Genomic DNA, 20,722 nt, shown 5'->3' on the forward strand with positions numbered 1-20,722 from the left:
ATATTTAACTCTATGAAAAATAATATATTTTTATATTTTGTCGGTAAATGCCAACACATGGCTATTTTTATGTCTCCAAATGACGTTTAACTTATTGATTTTAATATTTAAAATCTTTGAGTGAATTTTATGTCGTGAAATAGAGACGCGCGAAGAGAGATATTTGCACTTTTATGTTTTACAAAAATGAATAGACTCATATTTATTGTGGTTATTAGAGAGTGAAAGTAAAAAATAAATAAAACTTCAATAAGTTATCTCTATTTAGAGAAGGATATTTTCTTTTTATACCTAAAATTCAATGTTGGCATGATAAGTGCATTATATGGTATGTAGATGCTCATTCCACTTCTTATGACAGCATTGACTTCATAAACCCAGGAATGATGCAGAGCCAATTATCGGTGCCTACGTCCACGTTATCGATGAACACCCTTCATCACCAACAGGACGAAACGTTGAGTGAGGCACCATCCGTCTGTAGACCTGATTATCTATTACACGCTTGTATATTACTTATACAGGCGTTTTTTTTATCTATTTTATGGCTTTCTGGAATACACTTTTACTGAGTTATTCATAGCATCATGAAATAATACGCAAAAAATAGCCCTTCCTATGAAGGGCTATTTGTTTACTTAGTCGAGTATAGATAGAGAGTCGTTTATTTGCTTTCTTTTTTCTGATCGTCAAAGATAATAGGATCTTGTTTTAATGTCATGATCAGTGCATCTTTACGTACTTTAGCCGATTCTTGCGGTTTTCTTTGATTATCAAGTACATCAGCTAACCAAGCAAAATCATGTGCATCAGGGCGTTGTTTTAATGCATTACGAAATGCTGTTTCTGCCTCAGGCCATTGGCCTTGATGCATCGCAATTTGTCCTACTGTACTGTTAAGCAGTGGCGTTGGGCCATGTTGTTTAATTAAGCTATTCAATACCTTTAATATCACGTTAGCATCCGTCTTTTTAAGACGAGGTAGTAGTAATATTAAGCGCTCATCGTAGTGGCGTTTAAGTCCGTCTAATATTATTGTCTGCGCTGTGTCAGGATCGTTACATTCAATAAGATGCTCAGCAACGACAGCACGTAATGCATTATCATGTTGAATTTTACGTGATTGTCCTTTCCACCACGTTTTTAAACCTTCACAGCCGTTTTCGGACATTTTCTGTCCCATAATGCCGATATAAGCTTGTTGGCGTAGCTGTGCTAACTCATCATCAGAATGTAAGGCGATTTTTTGCATTGAAGGCAGAATATCAAGCAATGCCTGCCAAGCTTCTGTCCTAATATAAGCAGTTTGTGCTAAACGCAATACTTCAGGATGACGAGGTGCTTGGTTTAATAAATCATCAACAGCGGTGCGCGCTGCATAATTTTCATTTTGCGCTAATAAAATACGAACACGCGTGATATCAACAGGAAGTTGATGGGTGTCAGCTAACTCTGCAGCTCTTTCAAGGTATTGTTGTACACGAAATTCATCACCGCGTTGTTGCGCAGCTTCTGCGGCTAAAAGATAGTTAACAACAGGTTGCTCAGCATAATCGGCATTACGGCTCATCAGTTTTTCAACTTGTTTAAAATCGCCTTCAGCTAATTTCATCAGTGCCAAGCGAGTTTGTTTTCGGGCTCTATTGCGTTTACGAAATGAAAACCAACTATAGGCTTTTGAACTAGTGCCAATAAAACGGCGATAGCACCAACCAAGGAAAATTAAAACGAGTTGCAGTAATACAAACATAATAACAAGGCTTGTAACGCTAGTCTCGATGTCCCAATTATCGGTTTGTATTAATACATAACCTTGATGCCCAGCTAGAACTGGACCAAAAATGATACCGGCAATCAGTACCACAAATAAAAGGAGTATTTTCAGCATAAACTTACTCTCCTTGCTGTGCTGGTGTGGTGGTACTTGAAGCTGAGTTATCAGCAGGGCCTTTTTGTACTCTTTCCTTTACGGTGATTTCAGATTCGGTGACTTGTGCATCCTGTGCTTTAACAGCAGGTTGAGCATAGTCATTTTGCGATAATAAGTTACGAATCTGTTTTTCTACACGTTTTTCTAAAAGCGCTGGGCTTTTTAATTCAGTTGGCATTGCTAATGTAATCGGCTGTTTTTCAAGCTCTGATAGCGTATCTAAAAATGCTTGTGTCGCTGGGTCAGTAGTATCAAAATAAGCGCGAACCCATGTTGATACGGCTTCTAAAGATTGCTGATAAATTTCAGTTTGCTGACGAGGAATGGCTTGAGATGCAATTAATAAACGTGAACGAATATTTTCACGTAAATAAATGTCTTGGTTTGGTGCTAATAATGGTGTTGTTGCTGTATCTCTACGACGTATTGTAATGAAGTCATCCATAAAGCCTTTCCAGCTTTTACTGAGATTTTCTTTCCAATCTGAAAGTGAGCCAGAAATTGCTTCGTCATTTTTATCCATTGGTGAACCATTTCGTTCTAAACCGGATAATCGCAGATTATCAACCTGATTGGCTAATTGGTTTAATTGTAAAATTATACCGTCGTTATCTATTTTAGTCAGCGCTGCTAGATTGGCAATATCTTCGTTAATCGCTTGGCGTATATTAAATAAACTAGGATCATTCATTTCCGCTAAGCTACTATCAGCGCCTTTGAGTAAACTCACTGCAGTAACAACATCTTGGTCATTCCATAACTTACGGCCTGCCATTTTTACCATAAAATCAGCTTGTGCTAATAACCAGCTTTTTACATCAGCACTTGAAATAGCTGAGAACTGATTTTGTAGCTTTTGCAATTGTTGCTCTGTGATTTGGTTATCATTTTGTAATTGTTCAATCGTCTGTTTTTGCGAATTAAGTAGACTATCTATATTATCAAAACGTTGTTGAACTGTATTTTGTCGCTGTTGTATTTCTGCCAGTTCAGATTTTAGTGCCTGATTTTCTAAACTAAGCTTTGACGATTGTTGATGGGCATAATAGTAAAAGCCTCCACCAATAGCGAGGATCACAAAAATTGCAACCGCACTTCCAATTAGGCCTGAACGCTTGTTATTAACAGGTTTGACTTCTTGATAGCGGATATTTTCATCAGCTACTGGTGCATCATTTTGCAAGTCATTTTCATTAGTATTTTTCTGTTCCGTCATATCGGCGTCTCATTTAGGTTCTATATTAATGCACGAAATAAAGCATCATTATGGGCACTATCAGCAACAGTGATTTGTTTCCATCCTAACTCTTCAGCGATTGTTGCTAATCGTTCACTTACCACAATTAAGTGGCAATTTAACAGCCATGCTTTTTTAGGCTCGGCGACGAGAAAGAAGAGTCGTTGTAACATTTCACCGCTGGTTACAACAAGCGTCTCAATCTGTTTTTTTTCCCACTGAGTTGCAAAATCTTCAGGGGAATACTGAATAAATAAGCGCTGGTAGCATTCGCATTCTTCCACAATAGCGCCTCGCTTACGTAGTGTTTTTGCTAATAAATCTCGACCACCATTACCTCTTAATAGCAAAATACGTTTATCTTTTACCTGATTAAGTGCAGGAAGAATGAGTAAGTCTTCACTGGTTTCACCTTGTTGAGAATAGTGAGTAAGACGTTCACTTATCTCTTGAAAAGCAAGTGCTGTGCTTTTCCCTATACCATAATAGGATAGCGTATCTGGCCATGATTGTTGTAATTGATTTAATTGCCAGTTTGCGTAATGCACCGCATTTTTAGAAAGTAACAATACATAATCACCCGCACTTAACGCCTTTAATTTATCATCTAATAAAGGAAGTTCACGCCCAGCAATGATTTTTATTAATGGCGCATGAAACGCCAATTTGCCAGCATCGATTAAACGCTGAGTTAATTCATTTCCTGAAGGCGCAGGGCGAGTGATCAAAATACTCATTATGGTGTATTACCTTGATATACAGCAGAAAGAATAGCTCTTGCGCCTTTATCTAATAGTTCTTCTGCGAGCGATATTCCGGCTTCTTCCGCTTCTTGAGGTGATGTTAGACGCTCACCACGTAAAATGGTTTTGCCATCAGGTGAGCCAACAAGTGATCGTAACCAAATTTTGTCATCTTGCCAAATTGCGTAACTGCCAATAGGGACTTGGCAACCCCCCTCAAGGCGTGTATTCATTGCTCTTTCCGCTTTAACACAAACTGCGGTTTTATAATGATTTAAGGCATCCAATAATTGGCGAGTATCATTATCATTTAATCGGCACTCAATACCAACAGCACCTTGCCCTACAGCAGGTAAGCATTGTTCTGCTGAAAGTGGGGATCGTATTCTTTCTGATAAGCCCAATCGCTTTAAGCCGGCAACAGCAAGGATAATGGCATCGTAATCCCCATTATCTAATTTACTGAGTCGAGTACCTACATTGCCTCGTAAATCACGGATAATAAGATCAGGACGTTGTGCCTTTAACTGGCATTGGCGGCGTAAACTTGAAGTCCCTACAATGCTACCAGCAGGAAGTGCACTCAAAGAATCATAATGATTAGAAACAAACGCATCACGAGGATCTTCCCGTTCACAAATCGTCACTAATCCTAAGCCATCAGGGAAATCTATAGGAACATCTTTCATTGAATGAACGGCAATATCAGCTCGAGATTCGAGCAAAGCCAGTTCCAGTTCTTTTACAAATAGGCCTTTACCACCGACCTTTGCTAAAGGTGTATCTAAAATAATGTCACCTTTTGTGACCATCGGTATTAATTCCACCGCTAAATCAGGATGTGCCAATTGCAATTGTTCTTTCACATAAAGAGCTTGCCACATAGCAAGGGGACTTTGGCGGGTTGCAATACGGATGGTACTTTTTGACATAATAGTATTATCTCTTTTGATGACTAGCGATGAGCGATATTTTTGTTGATAATTAAGGCATTGTTTTAACACTTTAAGGTTGATTTTTCCAGTTAAGGCATTTTAAAACCAGGTTCTTAGGAAAGAAAAAAGCGCTTAATAAGAATAAAAATATGGCAATAAATAAATAATATATAAAATCATAAATCATAAGTTTTTATTAATGTTTAAATTGATGGCTTTAATTTTTATACCTATAAAGAAAATAGGGTTTATTAACAAAATAAATACATATAATGAATATCATTAACATTCTATCTTTGATAGTAAATCATTATGATTTTTCTTAATTGAACTTATTGATTAGACAGCTATTATTCTATCTATGATATTTTATGTGTATTATTTTATATACATAAAAGAGCTATAAAAATTAACAAATAAAAATGAAATAAATTAAATAAAAAAGGAAAATAAATAATATAAATTTAGTATTTATAAAAAGAGAGCGTAATTAAATTTAAAAATTATTATTAATAATAAAAATAATTATTTAAATTAATAAAAATATTTTTATTTTAAATATAAAAAAATACTCATATAAAAATAAATCATTATTATCAATAGATTGTGTAGAATGTTATCAAATTATGTTTTTTTTAATATTTTTTTACAAACTATTTTTTATGCTTATTATAGTCCAAATAGGGATTTTACTTAGGTTGACATCAAATTGAGATAATTTTCTTTATCATTTTTATTGAAGTAATTTAGTCTATCATATTGATAATACTATTATTATTGATACTGCTTTACACGATTTAGCGGTAAAATATTGCTTTTAGGTCTTGGTGCTATATCGCTAGTTTCTCTTTACGGGTTGCTTGCAAGGTGTTAGATTGATCACGTTTCCGAGAATTTGTTAGTAAAGTTTCATCTATTTTATAATCGATAAATTAAGCTCGGTGACTTAATAAACATAAACTCTAATTTTACTATCTTCTTAGTATTGTTCAGGCGAAACTCTTGTATCTTTATATTGAAACACTGAAGCAACGGCTGGATGCGATTAATCAACTCAGATTGGAACGTGCTTTTGCATCAATGAGTGATGTTTTCAAACAGGTTTATAGTTTAGTGCCTGTATTGTTACATTACCACCATCCTGAGCTACCTGGCTATATACAAGGAAATGTGCCGCATGGTACCTGTTTCTTTGAGCCCGATGATGTACAACGTCAATGGGCCGATAAGCTAGTTAACGCATTTTGTGATGAGCCAATGAATGGATACGCCAACGGAGAGCTGCCAATTACTGGCATCTATTCGATGGGGAGTACCTCTTCGGTTGGTCAAAGCCAATCATCAGATATTGATATTTGGATCTGCCATCAATCTTGGCTAGATCAAGAAGAACGTGCCCTTTTACAACGTAAGTGCTTACTGATTGAGCAATGGGCGGGTGAGTTAGGTATTGATGTCACCTTTTTCTTGATAGATGAGAACCGATTTCGTCATCATGCCAGCGGTAGTTTAGGTGGAGAAGATTGCGGCTCTACTCAACATATTCTATTACTTGATGAATTCTATCGTACTGCTGTACGCCTAGCAGGTAAACGCTTACTCTGGACAATGGTACCTGTAGAAGAAGAGTACCATTATGATGAATATGTAAATTCTCTTTATGCTCAGGGTGTATTAACACCAAATGAGTGGTTAGATCTCGGGGGATTAGGTGAGTTATCTGCTGAAGAATATTTTGGTGCCAGTTTATGGCAACTGTATAAGAGTGTCGATTCCCCTTATAAAGCTGTTTTAAAAAGTATTTTACTTGAAGCCTATTCAGCAGATTATCCTAATGGGAAATTGCTAGCGTTAGAGATGAAACAACATCTGCATCGTGGTGAAATTGTTCATTATGGTTTAGATGCTTATTGTATGATGCTTGCCCGTGTTACTCGTTATCTACTCTCCATTAATGATTTAACCCGTCTTGACCTTATTCGTCGTTGCTTCTATCTCAAAGTATGCGAAAAGCTATCTCACACCAATGTAGATAGCATACATGATAGTTGGAGGCGACAAGTTCTATCTCAATTAGTTACTCAATGGCAGTGGGATAAAGAGCGGTTAATTGTATTAGATAATCGTGATAACTGGAAAATTGGGCGTGTACGAGATGCTCATAACGAATTGCTTGATACAATGATGCAAAGTTACCGTAACCTTATTCGTTTTGCTCGCCGTAATAATTTAAGTGTAAGCGCAAGCCCACAAGATATCGGTGTTTTAACACGTAAATTATATGCTGCATTTGAAGCATTACCCGGTAAAGTCACTCTCGTTAATCCACAAATCTCACCTGATTTATCAGAAAGTAATTTAACGTTTATCTACGTGCCACAAGGTCGTGCTAATCGTAGTGGTTGGTATTTATATAATCAGTCACCTGATTTTCAAAATATTGTTGGTCACCAGCCATTAGAATATAACCGTTACTTGAATAAATTGGTTGCGTGGTCTTATTTTAATGGACTATTAACCAAAAGCTCACGCGTTTATATTCACCAAGGTGAATCATCATGTGATGAGATAAAATTGCATGAACTTGTCAGTGATATGTCGAATCATTTTCCTATTCGATTACCTGCACCGACCCCAAAAGCGCTCTATAGCCCATGTGAAATTCGTCATTTGGCTATTATTGTCAATCTTGAAACAGATCCTACAGAAGATTTTAGTTCTCAAGTCGTTCATTTTGACTTTAGAAAACTAGATGTCTTTAGCTTTGGTGAAAAAGAGCAATGCTTAATTGGTAGTATTGACTTGTTATATCGTAATTCATGGAATGAGGTGAGAACGCTGCATTTTAGTGGAACTCAATCTATGCTTGAGTCATTAAAAACGATTTTAGGTAAAATGCATCAAGACGCATCGCCACCAGCATCTGTTCAAGTTTTTTGCTATAGCCAACATTTAAGAGGCTTAATTCGTACTCGTGTACAGCAATTAGTGTCTGAATGTATTGAATTGCGTTTATCAACAAACCGCTTAGAACCTGGTCGTTTTAAAGCATTGCGTATTGCAGGGCAAACATGGGGGCTTTTCTTTGAGCGCCTAAATGTATCAGTTCAAAAATTAGAAAACGCCATTGAGTTTTACGGTGCAATTTCTTACAACAAACTTCATGGATTACCTATCAAACTTGATAAAGATGCTCGTTATTTACCGGCAGTGATTGATGGATTTGCTTGTGAAGGGATTATTCAATTTTTCTTTGAAACAACAGAAGATGCCAATATTTTTAATATTTATATTTTAGATGAGGCTAATCGTGTTGAAATCTATTCTCATTGCGAGGGTAGCAAAGAAGATTTAGTTAAAGATGTGAGCCGTTTCTATTCTTCTTCTCATGACCGCTTTACTTATGGTTCAAGCTTTATCAATTTTAACTTACCGCAATTTTATCAAATAGCGAAAGTCGATGGCGTAACCCAAGTATTACCTTTTGCGGGTGGATCATTTGGTCAAATGAGTTCGATAGGTAAAGAAGATATACAACCTGATATGTCATCAGTGAGTACTCAAAGCCACGGTTTTAGAGACTATCAGGCAGTACAGCACTCATAATTTTATTATATTGCTGACTAATGGGAGCTGGCTAGCAAGCTCCCATTGTGAAATAACATATTAGAAAGTAAATGATTCACCGCTTTGTTCTGTGATAGCTTGAGCGAGTAAAGTGAAAAATTCCTTCCCACTTCTATCACAAATCCATTGTTCCTCTTTCAAATCAAAATGATAACCACCTAAACGTGTTGCTAACCATATTTGATGAAAAGCTTCTTGGCGATTAATAATAATTTTACTATTATTTTCAAAGGTTAATGTCATTACACTACCATTAATTTCACAATCAATATCAGCATCACCTTCATAATTATCAATTGTTTGCTCTATTTCTGACATTAATTCGTCAGCTAATTGGTGAAATTCACTGTCGTTCATCTTCATTTCCTATTTGCTTTTCGAGATCTAACTGCGATTATAGGGGATATTAAATAAATTAATGACAGGCAGATTTCGAATGAAAACGTATATACGTTGTGCTCTTGCTATAATAACACTGATTTCTCTTTCTGGTTGCGGTTTGAAAGGGCCTCTTTATTTTCCACCTGAAGATTCTCAGACAAAGACGACGCAATCATCAGAAGCACCACAGCCAACACAGCAACAAGTTGAAAGCTCTTCAGCTCAGACTAAATAGTCAATATTTTTAGAATCGGTAATGCCGTTTTAGGCAGGAGCAAAATGCAATTTTCTAAAATGCATGGGCTTGGTAACGACTTTATGGTAGTTGATGCCGTGACCCAAAATGTTTATTTCTCACCAGAATTAATTTGTCGATTATCTAATCGGCATACTGGTGTTGGTTTTGATCAATTACTGGTGGTTGAAGCACCTTACGATCCCGAACTTGATTTTCACTACCGTATTTTTAATGCTGATGGCAGTGAGGTATCACAATGTGGCAATGGAGCCCGTTGTTTTGCCCGATTTGTGAGATTAAAAGGACTCACGAATAAAAGAGAGATAAAAGTGAGTACGCAATCTGGCAGAATGATATTACGTGTACTGGATAATGATGATATCTGTGTCAATATGGGGGAGCCTGAGTTTGAGCCACAAAAAGTTCCTTTTCGTGCGCAAAAAGTAGAAAAAACCTATATTATCAGAGCGATGGAGAGAACTGTACTTTGTGGTGTTGTCTCAATGGGTAATCCACACTGTGTGCTCCAAGTCGAAGACATTAAAACCGCAGAGGTAGAATTATTAGGCCCTATATTAGAACAACACGAACGCTTTCCTGAGCGTGCTAATATTGGCTTTATGCAAGTTGTTGATAAAAATACGCTTCATCTTCGTGTTTATGAGCGTGGTGCCGGTGAAACGCAAGCCTGTGGGAGTGGGGCTTGTGCCGCGGTAGCGATTGGTATTACACAAGGCTTACTTGAAAAAAAAGTCAATGTTGTTTTACCTGGTGGCTCTTTATTCATTGAATGGAAAGGCCCTGGAAATCCGCTCTATATGACCGGTGCAGCAACACATATTTATGATGGGATCATTCAGTTATAATATTATTTTTTGAGAGGCTATCTGTATGACGGATAAAAATCAGCAGTTCTGTTACCCTGAAAAAAATGGACTCAATGATCAACTCATTGTTGATTATTTAAGGGAACATCCTGACTTCTTTATTCGTAATGCAGGTTATATTGAACAAATGCAGGTGCCTCATCCTGTAAGAGGGACCATTTCATTAGTGGAATGGATAATGTCACGCCAGCGCAATCGCATTCATTATCTTGAAGACGATATGCGTTTACTGATAGAACAAGCCTCTGAAAATGAAAAGCTGTTTAGTCAATTACTTCTCTTAATCTCTCAGTTATCGAATAGCACATCACTTAAAGATACGCTTGAACGCCTCAATCTATGGGCCAAAAACCTTGGATTATCATCTGTTCAGCTAAGATTATTTACAGATCGTTGGCAATTACAACCGCCTCTTGATGCCCAATTTCTTGCTTTATCTCGTTATTCATTTGAACATTTTCGTATTCAACGAATGGGTAATGATAGCCACTATTTAGGCACCTTAAATGGGCAAGAATTAATGTTACTTATGCCTGATATACGACGTTCTGGTTCTGTTGCGCTTTCATTATTAGGGCATTATGGTGATTTAGGGGTGATTATTTTTAATAGTCGTGACAGTCAACATTTCCAACAAGGGATGGGGACAATGTTACTTGATAAGCTTGCTCATATTTTACCTGAGTTATTAACACGGTGGATTGCAAGGCAATGAGCGAATCTATTGAAATACCAGAAACACTCTCATCAGTATATGAACAATTCTTACGATATATTCAGGTTGAGCGTCGATTAAGCCCAGTAACAATTACAGGTTATCGTCGTCAATTATTGGCTTTAGCTCAGATGATGGTTGCCATGAAGATAACCGATTGGTCATCACTAGAAAGCCAGCATGTTCGTATGTTATTAGCCAAAAGCCACCGTAGTGGCTTACAACCGACGAGTTTAGCCTTACGCTTTTCTGCTTTACGTAGTTTTCTTGACTGGCAAGTTGCTCAGAAAATGCGAGAAGTTAATCCCGCAAAAGGTATTCGTACCCCTAAAGCAGGGCGACATCTTCCTAAAAATATGGATGTGGATGAAGTTAGCCAATTAATGAATATTGATTTAAAAGATCCATTATCTGTCAGAGATAGAACCATGCTTGAAGTTATGTATGGTGCAGGTTTACGTCTGTCTGAGTTAACCGGTCTTAATCTCAATGATATTGATCTACAAGAGTGCGAAGTTCGAGTTTTAGGGAAAGGAAGTAAAGAGCGTAAAGTCCCTTTAGGTAGAAAAGCGGTAGAATGGTTACAAAATTGGCTTCCTATGAGAGAGCTCTATTCACCTGAAGATAAGGCGATATTTATCTCAACCCAAAGTGGCAAGCGTTTATCAGTACGTAGTGTACAAAAACGATTTGAAATTTGGGGCGTTAAACAAGGGGTAAATAGCCATGTTAATCCTCACAAGCTACGCCATTCATTTGCAACACATCTACTAGAGTCGAGTGGTGATTTACGTGCAGTTCAAGAGCTATTAGGGCACGCTAATTTATCCACAACGCAAGTCTATACTCACTTAGATTTCCAACATTTAGCCAAAGTTTATGATGCTGCTCATCCGAGAGCTAAGAGAGAAAAATCATAATGCATTTCTACCGAACTCTGATGCCCATTGAAGCGATGACATTCGATTTAGATGATACGCTTTATGACAATGTACCTGTGATGGATAAAACGGAGCAAGAAACACTACAATTTATTCGTCAATATGATGCGCGCTTTAATCATTTTACTGAACAACATATTGATAAGTATAAAAAACCTTTGCTAGAAAACGACCCTGAGATTTTCCATGATATAACGCATTGGCGCTGGCTTGCTGCAAAAAATATGCTACTTGATTATGGTTATAGTGAAGAGAAAGCAAAGCAAGGTGCTGATGACATTATGGCACATTTCGCTTATTGGCGTAGTGCGATTGATGTACCTAAAAAAACACATGAAGTACTCGCTAAATTAGCGCAAAAAATACCGTTAATTGCAATTACTAATGGTAATGCACAGCCGTGTCATTGTGGATTAGGTGACTATTTTTCTCATATCTTAAAAGCAGGTCCTGATGGGCGTTCTAAGCCTTATCCTGATATGTTTGATAAAGCAGCATCGTTATTAAATTTACCGCATCAACGAATTTTGCATGTAGGCGATCACCTTGTGACTGATGTTGAAGGTGCTATTCGTAGTGGTTTACAGGCATGTTGGATTAATCTCAATAATCGTAACTTATTCCAAAATAATGAAACAAGAGTGATCCCACATATTGAAATCAACGATTTACGTTATCTTACTGAATTAGTTTAATGTGACTTTCAGCAAACATCTTTATGAATTAGTCCTTTTCAATGGGCTTTATTTTGCTTAACAGGTAAAATCCTGTTAGTTTGTTGCATATTAATAATTTTCTGTACATATCCACAGTATTTTCTCTCCACTAAATGATTGGTAATTATGGACGTCTCATATCTGCTTGAAGGCCTTAACGATAAACAGCGCGAAGCGGTTGCTGCACCGCGTGTCAATATGCTGGTACTTGCAGGAGCAGGTAGTGGTAAAACGCGTGTATTAGTACATCGTATTGCTTGGTTACTTTCGGTTGAGCAAGCTTCTCCTTTCTCCATTATTGCTGTCACATTTACCAATAAAGCAGCCGCAGAAATGCGTCATCGCATTGAAGATTTAATTGGTACGAGCCAAGGAGGAATGTGGATAGGGACTTTCCATAGTCTAGCGCATCGCTTATTACGAGCGCATTATCTTGATGCGGGTTTACCACAAGACTTTCAAATTATTGATAGCGATGACCAATATCGCTTAATTCGTCGTATTGTTAAATCAATGAACCTTGATGATAAACAATGGCCTGCACGTCAAGGTATGTGGTATATCAATGGTAAAAAAGATGAAGGTTTACGACCTCAACATATACAAACTTATGGTAATCCTGTTGAAACGACATGGCTAAAAGTTTATCAAGCTTATCAAGAAGCTTGTGATCGCGCTGGATTAGTCGACTTTGCGGAGCTTTTACTGCGAGCACATGAACTTTGGTTAAATAAACCGCAAATTTTAGAACATTATCAGCATCGATTTACCAATATTCTTGTTGATGAGTTCCAAGATACGAACAATATTCAATATGCATGGATAAGAATGTTAGCTGGGCAAACTGGCAAAGTGATGATAGTGGGAGATGATGATCAATCTATCTATGGCTGGCGCGGTGCTCAAGTTGAAAATATTCAAAATTTCTTAAATGAATTCCCAGGTGCGCAGACGATTCGTTTAGAACAAAATTATCGCTCTACTAGCACGATTTTAAAAGCAGCTAATGCATTAATTGCCAATAATAGCGATAGATTAGGCAAAAATCTTTGGACTGAAGATGATGAAGGTGAGCCTATCTCACTTTACTGTGCCTTCAATGATTTAGATGAAGCACGTTATGTTGCTGGTCGAATTAAACGCTGGCAAGAAGACGGTGGAGCGCTATCTGATTGTGCCATCCTTTATCGTAGTAATGCGCAATCTCGTGTCATGGAAGAAGCATTATTACAAGCGAACATGCCATATCGTATTTATGGCGGTCAGCGCTTCTTTGAACGTCAAGAAATTAAAGATGCGCTCTCTTATATGCGCTTAACCGCTAATCGTCATGATGATGCCTCTTTTGAGCGTGTTGTGAATACACCAACACGAGGCATTGGCGATAGAACGCTTGATATTGTTCGCCAAGTTGCAAGAGAAAACCAGATAACATTATGGGAAAGTGCGCTTCATGTCATTGAACATAAAATGTTAGCAGGAAGAGCGACAGCCGCGATACAACGCTTTTTAGAACTGATAGAGACATTGAGTAGTGAAACGGCTGATATGCCTTTACATGTGCAAACAGACCGAATTATTCGTGACTCAGGTTTAAAGGCTATGTACGAACAAGAGAAAGGCGAAAAAGCTCAAGCACGAATTGAAAACCTTGAAGAGCTTGTCACCGCTACTCGTCAATTTAGTTACCAAGATGAAGACGAAGATTTAATGCCATTACAAGCTTTCCTTTCCCATGCTGCCTTAGAATCAGGAGAAGGACAAGCTGATGCTTATCAAGATGCCGTTCAATTGATGACATTGCACTCAGCAAAAGGTCTTGAGTTTTTACAAGTATTTATTGTTGGTGTTGAAGAAGGTATGTTCCCAAGTCAAATGTCATTAGATGAAGGTGGGCGTTTAGAAGAAGAGCGTCGTCTCGCTTATGTGGGGGTTACGCGTGCAATGAAAAAACTCACACTGACATATGCAGAAAATCGTCGTTTATATGGTAAAGAAGTCAGCCATCGTCCTTCTCGTTTTATTGGTGAACTGCCTGCTGAATGTGTTGAAGAAGTGCGTTTAAGAGCGACAGTTTCACGTCCTGTTAATCATCATCGCTTAGGTACACCAATAATGAGTAATGACAGTGGGTATTCACTAGGGCAACGAGTTAAACACCCTAAATTTGGTGAGGGCACTATCATTAATATTGAAGGCAGTGGCGAGCATTGTCGCTTACAAATCGCTTTTAATGGTGAAGGAATTAAATGGCTGGTGGCGGCTTTTGCTCGATTAGAATAATCAAAAAATAAAGCATAATAACGTCAACGTATCAAAATACGCCCCTATGTGCAGACTTATGCAGATAGGGGCTTTTTTTTAAGGTGAGAGAAACCGCCATTACATAATAATTCATAAAATAATATCAATTGAGGATTTTACTTTATGAAAATATCTGGAATATCTACGTATTTCCCTGTCTTAAACACTATGTATTTAAATGATATCTCACCAACGGTTCCATCTTGTGATATTGATAACTTATCGCCGAATGAACTCGATACTTATCATGCTTCAAAGATAGAAACAAAAACAGACGATTTATATACACATATACTGAAATACCAACAAGAAATGGTGCCTTATCTCAATATTTTTTATTTGGTATTACAAGGGAGTGTGCGTATTTTTAATGGACCCATGAATACAATAAATAGAACATGGCGTTACGTGGAAAGAATGGGGGGAAGATCTTTTTTAAATGAAAAGAAACGATTTACTTCCGCTTTCATTCTCGGTATTGAAAATGAAGCGGAAGAGTAAACAATGGGGTTAACTACGTCTTAAACGACGTTGGGTATAAAGCGCATCTAACGTAAATAAGATAAGAGCAACCCAAATAAAGCCAAAGGTTACTAAACGCTCTGCATCGATATGTTCACCATAAACCATAACCGCGAGGATGAACATTAATGTTGGACCAATATATTGGAAAAAGCCCAATGTGGATAAGCGTAAATGTTGTGCAGCTTCAGTAAAAAGTAATAATGGTATGGTTGTAATAATACCTGCTGCAATGAGTAACGTATTCAGAGACCAGCTATTTTCTATCATGTTACTGGTAGGTGAATGCGTAAAGAATGAAATATATATTAATGCCACGGGGAATAGCCATAATGTTTCGATGGTCATCCCCGTTTGTGCATCTACGCCTAATTTTTTACGCAATAAGCCATATAAGCCAAATGTCACCGCTAAACTTAATCCAATCACTGGCACTGATCCAAATTGCCATAGTTGAATAAATACACCCGTAAAGGCAAGCCCTACTGCAATCCACTGCATACGACGAAAACGCTCACCTAAAAAGAGCATACCAAAGAGTACGTTAACCAAGGGATTAATAAAGTAGCCAAGGCTTGCTTCAAGCATAAAGCCGTGATTGACGGCCCATATATAGATAAGCCAATTACTTGCAATAATGACGGCGGTTAATGCTAATACGAGAATTTTTTTAGGTTGACGCATCAATTGGCGTAAATAAGGCCAATGGCGCGTTAATGTCATTAAAATCAACATAAATAGGAACGACCATAAAACACGATGTGTTAAGATCTCTTCTGCTGGCACTTCTTGAATACTTTTAAAATAGACAGGGGCAATACCCCAGATAAAATAGGCGCCTAAAGCACACAGAACGCCTTTCATCGTATTTTTCTGGCTCATGCTATCTCTGGAATTGATGGAAAAGAAAAGAGTGACAGGGCGTTATACCCAATGACATTCTCTAATGTGTCATTAGGTATGCAATTTTACAAGTAATTAATAATAATCTAATCATTATATTATTAAATGGATATCAGCCAACAAGATAAGTCGCTGTTCCACTAGCAATATGTATTTGTTTTTCATTATGTAATTCGACGCGAGCAACAGAGACTTTATTGCCACTACGTAAGATATGACTACTTGCAGTAAAACATTCCCCACGTCCTGGGCGTAAATAATCAACGCGTAAATCAATAGTCCCCATTTTAGACAGTTTCTGCTCAAGTCCTGATTGGGATATCGGTGCTATACGAGTGAGAGCATTTCCCACACAAACTAATCCGGCACTAACATCTAAAACTGATGCTATCATGCCACCATGTAAGATACGCTGCGCGATATTACCTACTAGTTTATCTTGGTAACGAAATTGAATTTCTGCATAATCCTTTTCAAAGCGGATTAATTCTAGGCCAATAAGCTGATTAAATGGCATTTGATAAACAAAAACATGACCAATTAAGGCTTGAGCTTCTTCTAGTGTTAATTGCTTTTCCATTGAGATTGCCCTCCGATATAAGATTATAAGGTTAATTAAATGTTAATGATACATGACGAAAATGTCATTTTCCATTTCGCTTATAAATACATCGGCATGAAAATATACAGGATTTAATGGGAATAACGTGTAAAATATGGTCGATAAGTGTAATACGACACATTTATAGGTACTCACTCGACGTTATTTCATAATGAGACAGGATAATTAACTATGTGTTACATCCGTTCTTTACTTGCGGTGTCTTTATTTTATCCAGTATGGGGTTTTGCATCAGCAACACAGGTATCAACCTCTCCTGCACCGCTTGTTCAGGGCAGTATAATTTCTGGATTATTACAAAAATATGATTCACCTTTTGTTCTTTATCCTTATGAATCCAATTATATTCTTTATACCGATACCTCAGATATGAATAAAGAGGCTATTCAAAGTTATGATTGGGGCAATAAGGCTAAAAAAGATGAGGTAAAATTCCAAATAAGTCTCGCTTTCCCATTATGGCGAGGTATTGCTGGTGAGAATTCTGTGCTTGCTGCTTCTTATACCCAGCGCTCTTGGTGGCAATTTAGCAATAAAAAAGAATCATCCCCTTTTCGTGAAACCAATTATGAACCTCAAATTTTTCTAGGTTGGGCTACAGATTATCAATTTGCAGGATGGACCTTACGCGAAATTGAGACAGGTCTTAATCATGAATCCAATGGGCGCTCTGATCCTACTTCCCGTAGTTGGAACCGTGTTTATGCTCGATTTATGGCGCAAAAAGGCAATTTTCAGTTGGATTTAAAACCATGGTATCGGTTTAACGAAAGTGAAAAAAATGATGATAATCCAGAGATAAATCGGTATATGGGTTATTATCGTTTAAAAGCAGGTTATCGTTTAGGTGAGAGTGTGATAACCGCGACAGGGCGTTATAACTGGAATAGTGGTTATGGCGCAGCAGAATTAGGCTGGAGCTATCCTATCACCAAGCATGTCCGTTTTTATACACAACTCTTTAGTGGATATGGCGAATCTATGATTGATTATAATTTTCGCCAAACTCGCTTCGGTGTTGGTGTGATGCTTAATGATATGCTGTAATTTTTTTTATTCTAGGGTAGCATAGTTTAATAATTGATGATGGCACCTGCTTATCGGTGCCTTTTCTTTTACTTCTCATCATAGTTGCCATCAGCTTTTCAGAGGAACGACGTGTCCACAGCAGAAGTTCTTAATTCAATACCGTCAGCTCAGGTTATTTTGCGTGATACTTTTGGTTATCAGCAATTTCGCCCTGGTCAACAAGAGATAATTGATACCATTACAGCAGGACGTGATTGTTTAGTGGTCATGCCTACAGGTGGAGGAAAATCGCTTTGCTATCAAATTCCTGCACTTTTATTAAATGGTCTCACCATGGTTATCTCTCCTTTAATTTCTTTAATGAAAGATCAGGTAGATCAACTTTGCTTACATGGTGTGGAAGCGGCTTATCTTAATTCAACGCAAAGCCGTGAAGAACAAATTGATATTCAAGCACGTTGTCAAAATGGTGAAATAAAACTGTTGTATATTGCGCCTGAGCGTTTAATGATGGATAGCTTTCTTCATCATTTAGTGCAATGGAAACCCGCATTATTGGCGGTTGATGAAGCACACTGTATTTCGCAGTGGGGACATGATTTTCGACCAGAATATCGAGGTATTGGGCTATTAAGGCAATATTTACCCGATGTTCCTATTATTGCATTAACAGCAACGGCAGATAATACAACGCGGTTTGATATTATTAACCAGTTAGCGTTGCGTGATCCTTTAGTACATATCAGTAGCTTTGATAGACCGAATATTCGTTACACCTTAGTTGAGAAATATAAACCTCTTGATCAACTTTGGCTTTTTATCCGCGGACAAAAAGGTAAGTCAGGCATTATCTACTGTAACAGTCGCAACAAAGTCGAAGAAACCGCAGAGCGATTGAGTAAACGAGGATTAAGTGTTGCGGCTTATCATGCGGGACTTGAAATAGCGCAACGTGCACAAGTACAAGATGCATTTCAACGCGATGATCTACAAATTGTGGTTGCAACGGTTGCCTTTGGTATGGGTATTAATAAGCCTAATGTTCGATTTGTTGTGCATTTTGATATTCCTCGCAATATTGAATCTTATTACCAAGAAACAGGGCGAGCAGGGCGCGATGGATTGCCCGCAGAAGCCGTTTTATTTTACGATCCTGCTGATATGGCATGGTTATATCGTTGCTTAGATGAAAAGCCAGAGAGTAATCAAAAGGCCATTGAAACTCATAAGCTAAATGCAATGGGGGCTTTTGCGCAAGCACAGACATGTCGGCGCTTAGTTCTGCTAAATTACTTTGATGAACATCGTCAAACGGTTTGTGGAAACTGTGATATTTGTCTTGATCCACCAAAACAATACGATGGTTTACTTGATGCGCAAAAAGCGTTGTCGTGCATTTATCGAACAGGCCAACATTTTGGTATTGGCTATATTGTTGAAATTTTAAGAGGGGCGAATAATCAACGCATTCGTGATGCAGGGCATGATTCATTACCTGTTTATGGTATCGGCAAAGCACAAAGCCATGAGCATTGGGTAAGTGTATTACGCCAATTAATACATCTAGGTATGGTGACTCAAAATATTGTTCATCGTTCAGCCTTGCAGTTAACCGAAATGGCAAGGCCTATATTGCGAGGTGAGGTTCCTTTGCAATTAGCAGTGCCTCGTTTATTAACACCTACAAAAAGCCGAAATCAACCAACAAAACACAGCCATAGACAGTACGATAGGAAATTATTTGCGAAACTCAGAAAATTACGTAAATCTATTGCTGATGAAGAAAATATTCCGCCATTTGTGGTCTTTAATGATGTCACACTGATTGAAATGGCAGAGCAGTGCCCTGTTTACCCTGATGAATTACTGTTAATCAACGGTGTAGGACAACGCAAATTAGAGCGATTTGGTCCTGCGTTTATGACTCTTATTCGTGACCATATCGAGGGTTTTGAATAACACAATAAGGAGAGCCAATGACAACCACTCTTTTTAAACATTCGTGGTTATCTCGTGAAAAGCAATTTTCTGCTTTTGCGAATGGCGTCTTATTGGATTTTTGGAATCAACGCCATGAAGGTGAATTTGTGGGGGTTGATGACAAAATAATTCGCTATGTTAGTTGGCGCTCGCCATCTCATCATAAAGCACTTGTTATCTCCTCAGGCCGTAGCGAGAGCTATGTAAAATATCCTGAAGTCGCTTTTGATTTCTTTCATCTTGGTTACGATATTTTTCTGATTGACCATCGCGGTCAAGGGCTATCAGACCGTTTACTTGAAGATAGTCAAAAAGGACATGTAGAGAAATTTAGTGATTATATTGATGATTTTTCAATATTTGTTGATACCGTTGTATTACCTCATCAATATAAACATTATTTTGCACTTGCCCACTCTATGGGCGGTGCTATTTTAGCGGGATACCTTTTAAGAAAACCTCATATTTTTAAAGCAGCCGCTTTATGTGCGCCAATGTTTGGTATTAATTTACCGATACCACGGTGGGTTGCTAATTTCTTAGTCAATAGGGCTGAACAAAGCTTATCAGAAAGAAATAATTACGCAGTATCAACAGGAAAATGGTTTCCACTACCTTTTATCCTTAATGTGTTAACTCACAGTCATGAAAGATACCGTCGTTATTTACGATATTATGCGGATTTCCCTGCACTACGTTTAGGCGGTCCCACTTATCATTGGATTGGTGAAAGCCTAAAAGCGGGAGATTGGTTGATAGAACATGCGGGAGAGATAGATACCCCTTTATTAATTCTCGAAGCAGAGCACGATAAGGTGGTAGATAATCGGGAGCTAAGGGCTTTCTGTGAAGGTTATAGTCAGTCCAGAACAAGAGAAAAAAAACAAAAATTGCCACTGGTGATTAAGGGTGCGCATCATGAAATCTTGTTCGAAATAGATAAGCTACGCTCACAAGCACTTAATAAAATTTGTGAGTTTTATGATAGGCATTTATTTTAATCAGGAAAGTG

Annotated in this window: 18 protein-coding genes; 11 read left to right on the plus strand and 7 right to left on the minus strand. The window is 37.7% G+C overall.

Features of this window, described 5'->3' with window-relative positions; genetic code table 11:
* Window positions 1-664 precede the first annotated feature (664 nt).
* From hemY to hemC, 4 genes are read right to left on the minus strand one after another with little or no spacing between them, the layout of a single operon-like run.
* Window positions 665-1,888, minus strand: coding sequence for a protoheme IX biogenesis protein HemY (gene hemY / locus M983_RS09445; protein ID WP_066749807.1), 1,224 nt, complete (start codon window positions 1,886-1,888; stop codon window positions 665-667).
* 4 nt (window positions 1,889-1,892) lie between these two features.
* Complete coding sequence (gene hemX, locus M983_RS09450) at window positions 1,893-3,146, minus strand: uroporphyrinogen-III C-methyltransferase (protein ID WP_066749808.1); 1,254 nt, start codon at window positions 3,144-3,146, stop codon at window positions 1,893-1,895.
* A gap of 20 nt (window positions 3,147-3,166) precedes the next feature.
* The gene (gene hemD / locus M983_RS09455) at window positions 3,167-3,904 is read right to left on the minus strand and encodes a uroporphyrinogen-III synthase (protein ID WP_066749809.1); all 738 of its coding nucleotides are present in this window, start codon (window positions 3,902-3,904) and stop codon (window positions 3,167-3,169) included.
* On the minus strand, window positions 3,904-4,842 hold the full coding sequence (gene hemC / locus M983_RS09460; RefSeq protein ID WP_066749810.1) for a hydroxymethylbilane synthase: 939 nt from the start codon (window positions 4,840-4,842) through the stop codon (window positions 3,904-3,906). Before hemC ends, hemD begins: the two co-directional genes overlap by 1 nt.
* Before the next feature lie 1,005 nt (window positions 4,843-5,847).
* Between hemC and M983_RS09465 the strand changes: the two genes are divergently transcribed.
* Window positions 5,848-8,451 (plus strand): class I adenylate cyclase, encoded by a 2,604-nt coding sequence (locus M983_RS09465; protein ID WP_066749811.1) that lies wholly within the window; start codon window positions 5,848-5,850, stop codon window positions 8,449-8,451.
* Window positions 8,452-8,511: 60 nt separating this feature from the next.
* On the opposite strand, the gene cyaY is transcribed toward M983_RS09465, so the two are convergent.
* On the minus strand, window positions 8,512-8,829 hold the full coding sequence (gene cyaY / locus M983_RS09470; RefSeq protein ID WP_066749812.1) for an iron donor protein CyaY: 318 nt from the start codon (window positions 8,827-8,829) through the stop codon (window positions 8,512-8,514).
* 79 nt (window positions 8,830-8,908) lie between these two features.
* Here cyaY and lptM point away from each other — a divergent pair, with 79 nt between their 5' ends.
* From lptM to M983_RS09505, 7 genes are all read left to right on the plus strand, one after another.
* Entirely contained in the window at window positions 8,909-9,088 is a 180-nt protein-coding gene (gene lptM / locus M983_RS09475; RefSeq protein ID WP_066749813.1) for an LPS translocon maturation chaperone LptM, read from the plus strand.
* 44 nt (window positions 9,089-9,132) lie between these two features.
* Window positions 9,133-9,957 (plus strand): diaminopimelate epimerase, encoded by an 825-nt coding sequence (gene dapF / locus M983_RS09480; RefSeq protein ID WP_066749814.1) that lies wholly within the window; start codon window positions 9,133-9,135, stop codon window positions 9,955-9,957.
* 25 nt (window positions 9,958-9,982) lie between these two features.
* On the plus strand, window positions 9,983-10,693 hold the full coding sequence (locus M983_RS09485; protein WP_066749815.1) for a DUF484 domain-containing protein: 711 nt from the start codon (window positions 9,983-9,985) through the stop codon (window positions 10,691-10,693).
* Window positions 10,690-11,613, plus strand: coding sequence for a tyrosine recombinase XerC (gene xerC, locus M983_RS09490; RefSeq protein WP_066749816.1), 924 nt, complete (start codon window positions 10,690-10,692; stop codon window positions 11,611-11,613). The genes M983_RS09485 and xerC overlap by 4 nt, the downstream gene beginning before the upstream one ends.
* Entirely contained in the window at window positions 11,613-12,329 is a 717-nt protein-coding gene (gene yigB, locus M983_RS09495; protein WP_066749817.1) for a 5-amino-6-(5-phospho-D-ribitylamino)uracil phosphatase YigB, read from the plus strand. The genes xerC and yigB overlap by 1 nt, the downstream gene beginning before the upstream one ends.
* Window positions 12,330-12,476: 147 nt before the next feature.
* Window positions 12,477-14,633: a DNA helicase II gene (gene uvrD / locus M983_RS09500; RefSeq protein WP_066749818.1), complete on the plus strand. Its 2,157-nt coding sequence runs from the start codon at window positions 12,477-12,479 to the stop codon at window positions 14,631-14,633.
* 144 nt (window positions 14,634-14,777) lie between these two features.
* Window positions 14,778-15,155, plus strand: a complete 378-nt coding sequence (locus tag M983_RS09505) for a hypothetical protein (RefSeq protein WP_066749819.1) — start codon at window positions 14,778-14,780, stop codon at window positions 15,153-15,155.
* Window positions 15,156-15,164: 9 nt separating this feature from the next.
* Here M983_RS09505 and rarD read toward each other — a convergent pair whose 3' ends face one another.
* Window positions 15,165-16,058, minus strand: coding sequence for an EamA family transporter RarD (gene rarD / locus M983_RS09510; RefSeq protein ID WP_066749820.1), 894 nt, complete (start codon window positions 16,056-16,058; stop codon window positions 15,165-15,167).
* 133 nt (window positions 16,059-16,191) lie between these two features.
* Window positions 16,192-16,659, minus strand: coding sequence for a thioesterase family protein (locus M983_RS09515; protein WP_066749821.1), 468 nt, complete (start codon window positions 16,657-16,659; stop codon window positions 16,192-16,194).
* A gap of 213 nt (window positions 16,660-16,872) precedes the next feature.
* Here M983_RS09515 and pldA point away from each other — a divergent pair, with 213 nt between their 5' ends.
* The 3 genes from pldA (at window position 16,873) to pldB (ending at window position 20,711) form a co-directional block, all read left to right on the plus strand.
* Entirely contained in the window at window positions 16,873-17,748 is an 876-nt protein-coding gene (pldA, locus tag M983_RS09520; RefSeq protein ID WP_066749822.1) for a phospholipase A, read from the plus strand.
* Between the two features lie 111 nt (window positions 17,749-17,859).
* A complete protein-coding gene (gene recQ / locus M983_RS09525) occupies window positions 17,860-19,689 on the plus strand; it encodes an ATP-dependent DNA helicase RecQ (protein ID WP_066749823.1) in 1,830 nt (609 codons plus the stop codon).
* Window positions 19,690-19,706: 17 nt separating this feature from the next.
* Window positions 19,707-20,711 carry a lysophospholipase L2 gene (gene pldB / locus M983_RS09530; RefSeq protein ID WP_066749824.1) on the plus strand — a complete coding sequence of 335 codons (1,005 nt, stop codon included), beginning with the start codon at window positions 19,707-19,709 and terminating at the stop codon, window positions 20,709-20,711.
* Window positions 20,712-20,722 lie beyond the last annotated feature (11 nt).

It is taken from the genome of Proteus myxofaciens ATCC 19692, from assembly GCF_001654855.1.
Taxonomy (GTDB): domain Bacteria; phylum Pseudomonadota; class Gammaproteobacteria; order Enterobacterales; family Enterobacteriaceae; genus Proteus; species Proteus myxofaciens.